This window comes from Paenibacillus baimaensis (assembly GCF_025567575.1).
Map to the genome: position 1 here is coordinate 65,224 of NZ_JAOQIO010000111.1, position 11,766 is coordinate 76,989.

Below are 11,766 nucleotides of genomic sequence, written 5' to 3' on the forward strand. Positions count from 1 at the left end.
ATACAGCTAGCTAAGCCCAAAGGTCTGACGCCTTTGGGCTTTTCTGTCTATTGCGGTGTGAGCAGCTTAATCTTGGTGAGTGATGTGGAATATGGGAAATGATTACAGATAGGAGGATCATCATGGAGTGGATTATTTTCGGTGCGCTGCTCGGTATTATTATCATCAAATGGACTAACAGAAGAGAAAGGAAAAGAAAGCTGGCAGAGGAGAAGGAGAGGAAAGCCGAGCCAAGTACACAGGAGCCGTATCGATGGACACCTTCTGATGTGGAGGCAGCAAAAACAGAAGATAACCAACAGAACGGGATTCAGCTTAATAAGTCAGAAGAGGTTGGTCTGAGTAGACCTATAAATGAAGAAGCGAGCGATAAGCTTCACACGCTGGATGAAGCGGGTCTGAAGCTAGAGCGGTTAAGCGGGCAAAAGCTTCTTCCGTATGCGACCATAGATTTTGGACGTGACCAATATCCCCACAGTATATCGGTAATTGCACCTGATAAAGCCGTTGCCCTTCAATGGGTCGATGATATACAGCGTCGTCTCGCACCGGGGCTGTTATGCTATGCGGGGACTTCACAATGGTTAGGTGATGATCCGAGGACAGGTACCGAGGTAGTTATCGGGCTTGGGGAAACTCAGCTGGATATCGTACGTCTAGCCCAAACCGATGCATGCAACTATGATCTGGATAATGCAGCTTTAATAGCCAAGTTGCAGGAATTGGACAGCCGCTACGGTATTTCGATTAAAACGGCTTCCACGGATACCGTCGGGTTTGTGATTACGGCGCTTCCCGAGGACATGTCACGGCTATGCAGCGATTTATACGCCTTTTGCCCTGATCTGATCGATCAGGGTGTGGGTTCCATGGAAGCGTTGGAGGCGTTTTTGTTTGACAATGATTATGTGGAGCTTTGGTGGGACTAAGAATGATACCGACAGGTTTAGTCCTCCGATAATTCATCCAATGTTTTTTCCAGACTTGGTGCGAGATTTTGCAGGAAATAGTCCAGCTCAGGCATATTGAGCTCCTGAATCGATTGTTCGATTTGCTTCTTGGCACTGCCGAATTCCTTGTTGCCAGCGGACAGCTCGGTAACGCATTTCAGATAGGCGTCGAGCAGATCGGCGCCTTTGACATATTTTTTCAATTCCGATTGGCTGCTGCTTTTCGTATCAATTAAGGGCTCATATACGTGACGCAGCGTGTCTGGAATCATATCCAGCAATCGCTCGGCTGCGAGCTGTTCGATTTCGCGGAAATTCGATAATATTTTCGGATTGTGATGCTTAACGGGGGTCGGAATATCGCCGGTAAATACCTCTGTCGCATCATGAAAAAGCGCCATGCTGACGATTTGGTCAGTGGGAAGCTGACGACCGAATATTTCATTGCCAATCGTGCAAAGCACGTGAGTGAGCAGTGCGACATGAAAGGAATGCTCAGCTACATTTTCCTTCACGACATTGCGCATCAGACTCCAGCGTTCGATATAACGCAAACGGTACATATAAGCAAAAAAATGACTTTCCATTGATCTCATCCTATTCTCCTGAAGGCTATATATAGTACGATATTATACACGAATTGTGAACCGATAACAGTATTTGAAGCTGCCAGATTATGATATTATAGAATAGTATGTCAGGGAACCAAACCTTGTAGGCCTTTATAAAGTTATTTAAAAAGTCGGCTTTTTGAGTAGGCACTTATAGCAGAGAGGAGATTTTTTATTCATGCAGCATTTTGAACAAAGTATGTATAAACTGATTTTGGAAACCTCAACGAATCTTCCGGCGGACGTACGTGAGGCCATTCAGGCGGCAAGAGAGCAGGAGGACGAGGGGACTCGTTCGGCGCTGTCACTATCGACAATTGCTGACAATATTCATATGGCGGAAACGAATGTATCGCCAATCTGTCAGGATACAGGCATGCCGACCTTTATCGTGCACTGTCCGGTGGGTGCTAACCAAATCGTAATGAAAAAACAAATATTGGCAGCAGTCGCACAAGCGACAAAGGACAGCAAGCTGCGTCCCAATTCCGTTGATTCCTTGACTGGTGCGAACAGTGGAGATAATCTGGGTCCGGGTACGCCTGTGATTCATTTTGAGCAATGGGAGAAGGAAGATGTCGAGGTCAAACTGATCCTGAAGGGTGGCGGCTGCGAAAATAAAAATATTCAATACAGCTTGCCTATGGAGCTCGAAGGCTTGGGTAAAGCGGGACGTGACCTGGACGGTATCCGTAAATGTGTGATGCATTCGGTTTATCAAGCCCAGGGACAAGGCTGTAGCGCGGGCTTCATCGGTGTGGGAATCGGTGGAGACCGGACAACAGGCTATGAATTGGCTAAGCATCAATTGTTTCGCCATGCCGACGATGTAAACCCAAATGAAGAGCTTCGCAAGCTTGAAGAATATGTAATGGAGCATGCAAACCAGCTCGGCATTGGTACGATGGGCTTTGGCGGTCAAGTTTCGCTGCTTGGCTGTAAGGTCGGCGTCATGAACCGTTTGCCTGCCAGCTTTTTCGTATCGGTTGCCTACAATTGCTGGGCATTCCGTCGTCAAGGGGTTCTCTTGGATGCAAGCTCAGGTGAGATTAAGGAATGGGTATACCGCACTGGGGATACACAGCCCATGACTCCATCTGAGCAGCCAAAGGCAGCTGTGGCATCGGAGCGTCGCGAGGTTGTCCTGCAAACGCCTATCAGTGAAGAGCAGATACGTAGTCTGCGTGTAGGCGATGTAGTCATTATTAACGGTATTATGCATACCGGACGCGATGCGCTGCACCATCACTTGATGAATCATGATGCACCTGTTGATTTGAATGGGGCTGCTATATACCATTGTGGACCCGTTATGTCCAAAGATGAAAGTGGCGAATGGCATGTAAGAGCGGCAGGTCCGACCACAAGTATTCGTGAGGAGCCTTACCAAGGCCATATCATTAAAAAGTTCGGAATTCGTGCCGTTATCGGTAAAGGTGGTATGGGTGCCAAAACGCTTGCAGCTTTGCAGGAGCACGGGGCTGTGTATCTGAATGCGATTGGTGGAGCCGCACAATATTACGCAGAATGCTTCAAAAAGGTCGAAGGTGTCGACCATATGGAATTCGGTATTCCGGAGGCGATGTGGCATTTGCAAACGGAAGGCTTCGCGGCTATTGTTACGATGGATTCACACGGTAACAGCTTACACGCAGAAGTGGAAAAGGATTCGTTTGCCAAACTCTCGCAATTTAAAGATCCTGTGTTTGTATAAGATCAGTTAAGCTTGCTAGAAATCAGATGGGTCCGCGCAGCCTTTGGGTTGTGCGGGCTTTCTTTTATTGCAATCCGCAATTAATTGATATTTTTATTTATTTTAAAAGTATGGTTATTAGGACTATTATTAATAATTTCTAAGAGCTGTTCAGCCATATAGGCAGTGCTGTATTTAAATTCCTCGTTTACCCACTCTATAATCATACCGAAAATCGCATGTGCTTGATAACTGGAATACAGATTCGTATTAATTTTGTGGTTAGTCTGATAATTTTCAAAGTCTTCCAACGGTAATTTTTTTAATTCATGACAAATTCTATTTTGAAAACCGGGCAATCCATTCGACTTAAGAATTAGCGTATAAATGTTAGAATAATTGGCTACATGTTCAAAAATCTTGATCACTGAAGTGGTGAGATCATTAACGATAAAAGTATCGGAACTTTTATAAGGTTCCCGATAGGACACGATTAAATCAGCTATCACATCATCCATGATCTCTTCCAGTAATTCTTCTTTATACTGATAATGCTTATAAAATGTTCCTCGATTAAGGTCTGCCAGGTCGACAATGTCCGTTATTGAGATTTCCTTTAAGTCTTTATTTTGCATTAAGGAGATCAAAGCATCCTTTAAAGCTTTTTTGGATTTTTTAATTCTTCTGTCTGTATGAGAAATAGTAGTAGACATTGTAATCATCCTTTGTTTGTTATGATTCCATTGTTGAACATTTGTGAGCCTTAATGTTGATTAATCAACAAAAAGGTAACTATTTACTGATTGAATACCTCTTCTTAAATTAATTATACTATAGAGGAAGTTAATTAATAAACATCTGTTCAATATGTATAACAATTCAAATAATTGGGGGAATTTCAATGAAATTAAAGGATAAGGTTGCTATAGTAACAGGCGCGGCATCAGGTATGGGGAAACAAATTGCTGTACTTTATGCGAAAGAAGGAGCAAAGGTTGTTGTATCCGATTTAAATCTTGATGGCGCACACGCTACGGTAGCAGAAATACAATCAAATGGTGGCGTGGCTTTGGCTATTAAAACAAATGTAGCTTTAGAAGAAGATATTCAGCAATTAATCGACACGACAGTTCGTACATATGGTACGGTCGACATCCTTGTAAATAATGCGGGTATTATGGATAACTTTGAACCTGCAGCCGATATTGAAGATTCAAATTGGGAACGAATTTTTGCCATTAACACAACAAGTGTTATGCGTTCGACCCGAAAGGTTATACCGATTTTTATCGAAAAGCAACAGGGTGTTATCATTAATGTTGCTTCTGCTGGCGGGTTATATGGTGCTCGTGCAGGAGCAGCATACACAGCGTCTAAACATGCAGTAGTTGGTTTTACCAAAAATACAGGCTTTATGTATGCGGAAAAAGGAATTCGTTGTAATGCAATTGCACCGGGTGGGGTTGAAACCAATATTGGCTCTTCGATGACTAAAATTAATCAATTTGGTGCTTCTCGACAACAATTAGGGATGGCCATTAACCCACGTACTGGCAAGCCCGAAGAAATTGCGAAAGTTGCTCTGTTCCTTGCTTCTGATGATTCAAGCTTTGTTAATGGTACTGTCATTACAGCTGATGCGGGCTGGAGTGCATATTAACCCATACACAACGAATAAGTAACGATCAATAACAATGTGCACCTCCTGAATTAGACATCAGAACCCGACTTGGGCTTTTCTGAGCTATTTTCAGGGGTGCTTTTTATTTTGTTGGAACGTTGAGCAAGATAACGTACAGGATGGCAAAATTCATCTTTACAAATAATTAACTAGCAATTCAAGTGTGAAAAAGATACGATAAGGTGTAATGCAGTCAGTTGATTACTATCATAATGCCTATGTCGATGATGGAGGGACAACCCTATATGCACAAATTCCGTGCACGATTAACGTTGATTTTTATAGTGTTGATTGGCTCCTCGGTCCTCATTGCCGGACTATTCATGGCACAGGTCCTCAGGGAATCACATATTGAAGCTTTAAAAACAAATATGCAGCGGGAGCTGCGGATTATTCTTGTTACGATGGATTGGAACAAGGGCGGTACTGAAGCTGAGCAGCTTGCCTACTATGGAGAACAGGTGAACCGGCTTCGCCAATCCGCAGATGCCCGGGTGACTTTTATACGCTCAGATGGCAAGGTATTGGGAGATTCGGATCATAATCCCGAAGATATGGACAATCACTTGCAGCGCAAAGAAATCATTGAGGCGGAGCAAACCGGCGTGGTGGGCTCCGATATTCGATACAGCACTACGATTCAACGCAATATGCTGTATGTGGTAGTTCCGGTCAAGAACGGCACCCTGACAAAAGGGTATGTGCGCTTGTCCATGAGCCTTGAGGAGGTTGAGGCTTCAATCCTTCGTGTGTGGTATGTGTTATTGTTTGGTCTGCTTGCTGTGTTTATTATAGCCGCTTTAATCAGCTTTCGGGTAGCCTGGGGCATTACAAGACCGATTGAAATGATCACGAAGGTTGCACGGCAAATTACGAATATGGATTATAAAGCAAGAGTTAATGTGAAGAAGAAGGATGAGATCGGACAGCTCGGTCAGGCTCTTAACCGCATGGCGGACAGCTTACAGCTGCAAATGGATCGCATCCAGGAGGATGAAAGCCGGCTGAAGAGCGTATTGGACAATATGATCAGCGGTGTGATGATGATTGATCGTGACAGCAAGATTGTCTTATTAAATCGTTCAGCTGAAGATATACTCGGCTTCTCCGTGCAGGAGCTGCTGGGCAAAAAATTCGATGAGGCCAAGCAGCAGTTTGAATTTACGCAGCTGATTCAGGAATGTATTGATCTGCGTGAGCATATCCGTGATGAGATGATTTTTTACTATCCCTCTGAGCGAATTCTGGAGATTAATCTCAGTCCGATCTCATTAAATGAAAATGAATGGGCCGGTGTACTGATCGTGCTGCATGATATTACGGCAGTTCGCCGATTGGAACGGATGAGAAGCGAATTTGTCGCCAATGTATCTCATGAGCTCAAGACTCCTATTGCTGCAGTCAAAGGGTTTGCAGAAACACTGCTGGCAGGTGCACTGAACGATAAAGAAACGGCAAAATCATTTTTGCAGATCATATTTGATGAAAGTGAACGATTAAATCGTCTGATCGGAGATATATTGGAGCTGTCCAAAATCGAATCGAAACGCATTCCGCTGCAATTCTCACCTGTCTCGGTTAATACTTTTGTAAGCAATTGTGTCCATGTGATGACTTCAGAGGCGAAAAAGAAGTCGATTGAGCTCGAAATGCAGGTAGAGGATGATCTCTACATTGAAGCGGACGAGGATCGGCTGCGCCAAATTCTGATTAATTTACTTTCCAACGGAATTAATTATACACCTGAAGGTGGTAAGGTTAAGATCAAGGTCGAGTCGATCTTTCACGGTGCAGAAGGTATGGATAACGAGCGCATACGAATGACAATTACGGATACAGGTATTGGGATTCCCAAAAAAGATTTGCCGCGCATCTTTGAACGATTTTATCGGGTGGATAAGGCTCGCTCGCGCAGCTCCGGCGGTACAGGTCTTGGATTGTCGATAGTTAAACATCTGGTTGAGCTGCACAAAGGCTCGATACGTGTTGAAAGCGAAGTCGGGATGGGAACCAAATTTTTCATTGAGTTGCCTGTAATTCAATATTAGGGCGGGAAAGCATATTAATGAAGTATGATATTATGCTATGATAAGGTTGATCTATAGAAATGGATACGGGGGATTCCCATGGCACAACAAATTTTGGTTATTGAAGATGAGCCTACATTGGCCAGACTGCTTTCCTATAATTTATCGCAAGAGGGATATGAGACCAAGGTAATCGATCATGGCAGCGAAGGGCTGCAGGCTGCACTTCAGCACGCATACGATTTGATTATTTTGGATATTATGCTTCCTGGGCTGAATGGCTTCGAGATTTTGTCCAAGCTGCGTCAGAAAGGAAACAAGACACCTGTCATTATACTGACGGCCCGCAACGCAGAGGAAGAGGTCGTACAAGGCTTGAAATATGGTGCGGACGATTATATTACGAAGCCTTTCGGTGTTGCCGAGCTGCTGGCCAGAGTATCGGCGGTACTCCGTAGAACCTTGTCGGAAGAGCAGCTACAGGATAAACATGCAGCAGGTGAGAAGGTCATCACAGCAGGAGATTTATTTATTTACCCGGAGAAATACGAGGTTATGCTGGGTGGAGAATCGATTCCGCTCAGACCGAAGGAGTTCGAGGTACTGCTCTACCTTGTGCAGCGTCCGAGTGTAGTCGTTACCAGAGACGACCTGATGAATATTGTTTGGGGCTTCGATTATATCGGCGGTCAACGAACGGTGGATGTTCATGTGAGCTCCTTGCGTAAAAAGCTGGAAATGAACCAGCAAAGCGTACAGATTGAGTCCATTCGTGGTGTAGGCTACAAATTGGTCACAGCTACTGTCAAAAAATCATAGGTTATTTTGTATGGCGAAGCTCCTGATATCAGAGAGCTTTTTTTTATATTTCCCAGGAAATTCGAAATAGCCAAATCGGATAAAAGATGGACCAAATTAGTCATATCTTTTTGGTAGAAGCTTGACTATACTTGACTTAAACTTATAAGGGGGATGACTCTAATCATGTCGAAAACGTACAGAATTGGAATTATTGGCTGCGGAGGAATTGCAAATGGCAAGCATATGCCTGCTTTGCAAAATCAGCCAAACGCAGAAATGGTAGCTTTTTGTGATATCGTGGTAGAAAAAGCTTATGAGGCTGCTCATAAATTCGGTTCCGAGGGTGCGAAGGTATACAGCGATTTTAAAGAAATGCTGAAGGACGGATCGATTGATATTATACACGTGTGTACGCCAAATGATTCACATGCGGAAATTACGATTGCCGCTCTGGAGTCGGATAAACATGTGATGTGTGAGAAACCGATGGCCAAAACAGCAGCGGATGCCCGTCGTATGGTTGAAGCCGCCAAACGTTCAGGCAAGAAGCTAACTATTGGCTACCAAAATCGTTTCCGTTCAGACAGCCAGTATTTGAAAAAAGTATGTGGCGAAGGTGATCTGGGAGAGGTTTATTATGCCAAAGCTCACGCAATTCGTCGTCGTGCTGTACCGACTTGGGGCGTGTTTCTAGATGAAGAAAAACAAGGCGGCGGACCGCTAATTGATATTGGTACCCATGCACTGGATCTTACCTTGTGGATGATGGATAACTATAAGCCGAAAGCAGTCTTGGGCACAGCCTTCCACAAGCTGTCCTCCAAGAAGGACGCAGCTAATGCATGGGGCTCCTGGGACCCGGATAAATTTACAGTTGAGGATTCTGCTTTTGGCATGATTACGATGCAGAATGGGGCAACTATTGTGCTGGAATCGAGCTGGGCGATCAATATGCTGCAAACGGGAGAAGCCAAAACGACCTTGTGCGGAACTGAAGGCGGTGCGGATATGCAGGATGGTCTGCGTATTAACGGTGAAAAGCATAGCAAATTGTTTATGAACGAAATTCAGCTGGATGCCAAAGGCGTCGATTTTTATGATGGGAAGCAAGAATCACCGGCTGATCTGGAAGCGCGTCTGTGGCTGAAAGCAATTGAAGAGGATACGGATCCCGTTGTCACGCCTGAACAGGCCTGCGTTGTATCGGAAATTTTGGAAGCCATCTATGAGTCGTCCAAAACCGGCAAAGCTGTTTATTTTGAATAATAGCTACTTTAAAAATGTTATGGAACATCAACAACCTCCAAGCCACGAAGTGGTTTGGAGGTTGTTTGTTATGTGGATTTCGTGATAGCTGTGAATATGTGAGTGAGTGTCTGCCTAATCTGTATTGCATTCACTTTTTCTGCAGACCCTGCACATAATTTGCATCGAACAGAAAGAGACGCATCAGCAATATCAGTGAAGGGATGAGCAGACATAAGCCGGCGATAAAAGCTCCGATCAAGGCAATTCCCATTTCCGGGCTGGTGACACTTTCGTGTATCGAGACCATGGGATAAATAATATAAGGTAAATGCGCCGCGCCATATCCGAAGAAAGCGAAGGCAAACTGCAGCATCACGAATAAAAAAGCGACGCCAAGACGCTTGCGGTTCCATATCAGATAGGTAGCAATAATAAAGCAAATCAAGGATACAACAAACATCCAGGACAGCTTCAGCATGTTGTCAAAATGGACCGGATTGTGTCGCTGAATAGCGAAAAATACGAACAAGCTCGCTAATATTGTCGGGCCGCTCCAACCGATTGCAAACCTTCGCAAAATTTCTGTCGCTTTGGTATCCTTCGCCTTGTGAGCATAATAGGTTAAGAAAGCAGCAGAAATATAGAGCACACTGACAAGCGACAGGACGACAACCGACCAGGCATAAGAGCTGGTAAACAGCTTGTAGAAGAGCAGTGTGACATTATTGCCGCTTTCCTCAATATAACCACCCTCCGATATCGTCAATACGATGGACAATGAAGCTGGAATCAATAGACCACTGCCCCCGTAAAGCAGCTTGTACAGATGGCTTTCCTTGGAGCCGTAGGTGCTGAAAGCGTAGTAGGAGCCTCGGATAGCGATCAGTACAATCGCAATACTGCCGGGAATCAATAAAGTGGTCCCGAGATAATAAGCGGTGTCAGGGAAAAAACCGACCATCCCGATCATGAAGAAGATCAGAAAAACATTAGTAACTTCCCAGACAGGCGATAAATAGCGTTCGATAATGCCATGCACCATATTTTTGCGCCCGGTTATCATCGTGTAGTAACTAAAGAAACCAGCCCCAAAATCAATCGAAGCTACAATTAAATAACCGTAAAGGAAAACCCAGAGCACTGTAATTCCGATGACTTCAATACTCATTGGTGCTCACCTCCTTGATCAGCCCGCAATGCTAATTCCTCTTCAGGCGTATTCGTCTTGAACATACGGCGGAGTACCGTCCATGCGCCAAATCCAAGTATGATGTACAGAATTGAGAACATCAGCAGCATCCAGTCCACATTGGTAGCGGTCGTGGCTCCATGTGCCGTTTTCATATAGCCGCGCAGAATCCACGGCTGTCTTCCGGCTTCAGCAAATATCCATCCGGATTCAATCGCCAGCATTGCAAGCGGGCCTGAGAAAGTAATGAAGCGAAGCAGCCAGCGCGGCACTTCTTTTCCTTGTTGACGCCGTTTTTTCCTGTTCAAATATAAATATGCGATACAGAGCACAATCATCAAGCTTCCGATCGCCACCATGGCATCAAAGAAATAATGGATATAGAGCGGTGGACGTTCATCCACAGGGATATCATTCAAGCCCTTCACAACCGCATTCGGATCAGCAAAAGCCAATATACTCAGGGCATAAGGAAGCTTCAAGCCATAGTGAACGTTGTGTTCCTTATCAATATAGCCTGCAAATACAAGTGGTGCCTGCGCTGTAGTTTCAAAATGCCATTCGGCTGCGGCAAGCTTCTCCGGCTGGTATTCGGCAAGAAATTTACCGGACAGATCACCGATGAACGCGGTGGACAAGGAAAAGATCAGCCCGCAAATCATCGTCAGCTTGAGTGCCTTTTGGTAATATACATGCTTTTTACCTGCCAATAAGGCCAATGCGGCTATGGTAGCGAGTACAAATGCGCTTGTCATATAGGCTGATGAAATCACATGTGCGGTCTTGGTAGGTGTGGCCGGATTAAACATCGCGACCATGGGATCTATGTCGATAATCGTTCGACCGGACAGCTTAAAGCCTTGTGGCGTATTCATAAAGGCGTTAACAATCGTAATAAAAAATGCGGATAACGTCGATCCGATGATAATGGGAATAGAAATTGCAAAGTGCGTCCATGGATTTTTCCAGCGATCCCAGGTATACAAGTAAATCCCGAGAAATATCGCCTCAAAGAAGAAAGCGAAGGTTTCCATAAACAAAGGCAGAGAAATCGCCTGACCCGCGATTTGCATAAAGCTTGGCCACAGCAAGTTTAACTGCAAGCCAATTGAAGTACCAGTAACGACGCCGACTGCCACAGTGATGACGAATCCACGTGCCCAACGACGTGCGAGCAGTGTATAATGTGGATCTTTGCGCTTGATTCCCAGAAACTCGGCAATGGCAATCATGACAGGTAGTCCGACACCTATCGTAGCAAAAATAATGTGAAAACCGAGCGTTAGGCCTGTTAATATACGGCTATAAAATACCGGGTCGTAATTCATCATCCGAATGCACACTCCTTTTGAACATTATGCTCCTATTTACCACTTATTATAGCTTATGTATGTGATTTATTTCACAACAACTATGATCAATTGATGACTTATGCGTTACGAAATGATGAAGGCCTTTTTTTGTGTGGTGTCATAATTATTGAGAAAAATTTCAGAATTCGTGAGACTGGATTTTCAGAAATTATGAGAAATGCATAATTATGTAGTACTATACATTTAAGGTTGA

At 44.4% G+C, this 11,766-nt stretch carries 10 protein-coding genes; 6 read left to right on the plus strand and 4 right to left on the minus strand.

All coding sequences use genetic code 11. From position 1 onward, the window contains the following. Window positions 1-122: 122 nt before the first annotated feature. Window positions 123-929, plus strand: a complete 807-nt coding sequence (locus OB236_RS33145) for a DUF4253 domain-containing protein (protein ID WP_262687860.1) — start codon at window positions 123-125, stop codon at window positions 927-929. A gap of 17 nt (window positions 930-946) precedes the next feature. Here the strand turns inward: OB236_RS33145 and yfbR are convergent, their stop codons facing one another. After that, entirely contained in the window at window positions 947-1,537 is a 591-nt protein-coding gene (yfbR, locus tag OB236_RS33150; RefSeq protein WP_076233237.1) for a 5'-deoxynucleotidase, read from the minus strand. 202 nt (window positions 1,538-1,739) lie between these two features. On the opposite strand from yfbR, the gene OB236_RS33155 reads away from it, so the two are divergent. Continuing rightward, entirely contained in the window at window positions 1,740-3,275 is a 1,536-nt protein-coding gene (locus OB236_RS33155) for a fumarate hydratase (protein WP_262687861.1), read from the plus strand. Between the two features lie 80 nt (window positions 3,276-3,355). On the opposite strand, the gene OB236_RS33160 is transcribed toward OB236_RS33155, so the two are convergent. Then, window positions 3,356-3,967, minus strand: a complete 612-nt coding sequence (locus tag OB236_RS33160; protein WP_262687862.1) for a TetR/AcrR family transcriptional regulator — start codon at window positions 3,965-3,967, stop codon at window positions 3,356-3,358. Window positions 3,968-4,155: 188 nt separating this feature from the next. Here OB236_RS33160 and OB236_RS33165 point away from each other — a divergent pair, with 188 nt between their 5' ends. The 4 genes from OB236_RS33165 to OB236_RS33180 all read left to right on the plus strand — a co-directional run bounded on the left by OB236_RS33165 (window position 4,156) and on the right by OB236_RS33180 (window position 9,029). Next, window positions 4,156-4,914: an SDR family oxidoreductase gene (locus tag OB236_RS33165; protein WP_076233207.1), complete on the plus strand. Its 759-nt coding sequence runs from the start codon at window positions 4,156-4,158 to the stop codon at window positions 4,912-4,914. 266 nt (window positions 4,915-5,180) lie between these two features. Continuing rightward, window positions 5,181-6,983: a two-component system histidine kinase PnpS gene (pnpS, locus tag OB236_RS33170; RefSeq protein ID WP_262687864.1), complete on the plus strand. Its 1,803-nt coding sequence runs from the start codon at window positions 5,181-5,183 to the stop codon at window positions 6,981-6,983. A gap of 78 nt (window positions 6,984-7,061) precedes the next feature. Further along, window positions 7,062-7,781 carry a response regulator transcription factor gene (locus tag OB236_RS33175; protein WP_076233209.1) on the plus strand — a complete coding sequence of 240 codons (720 nt, stop codon included), beginning with the start codon at window positions 7,062-7,064 and terminating at the stop codon, window positions 7,779-7,781. Between the two features lie 165 nt (window positions 7,782-7,946). Further along, window positions 7,947-9,029 (plus strand): Gfo/Idh/MocA family protein, encoded by a 1,083-nt coding sequence (locus OB236_RS33180; RefSeq protein WP_262687865.1) that lies wholly within the window; start codon window positions 7,947-7,949, stop codon window positions 9,027-9,029. Window positions 9,030-9,159: 130 nt separating this feature from the next. On the opposite strand, the gene OB236_RS33185 is transcribed toward OB236_RS33180, so the two are convergent. Together OB236_RS33185 and OB236_RS33190 are read right to left on the minus strand one after the other, a co-directional pair. Next, entirely contained in the window at window positions 9,160-10,179 is a 1,020-nt protein-coding gene (locus tag OB236_RS33185) for a cytochrome d ubiquinol oxidase subunit II (protein WP_076233211.1), read from the minus strand. Further along, a complete protein-coding gene (locus OB236_RS33190) occupies window positions 10,176-11,531 on the minus strand; it encodes a cytochrome ubiquinol oxidase subunit I (protein WP_076233212.1) in 1,356 nt (451 codons plus the stop codon). The genes OB236_RS33185 and OB236_RS33190 overlap by 4 nt, the downstream gene beginning before the upstream one ends. Between the last annotated feature and the right edge of the window lie 235 nt (window positions 11,532-11,766).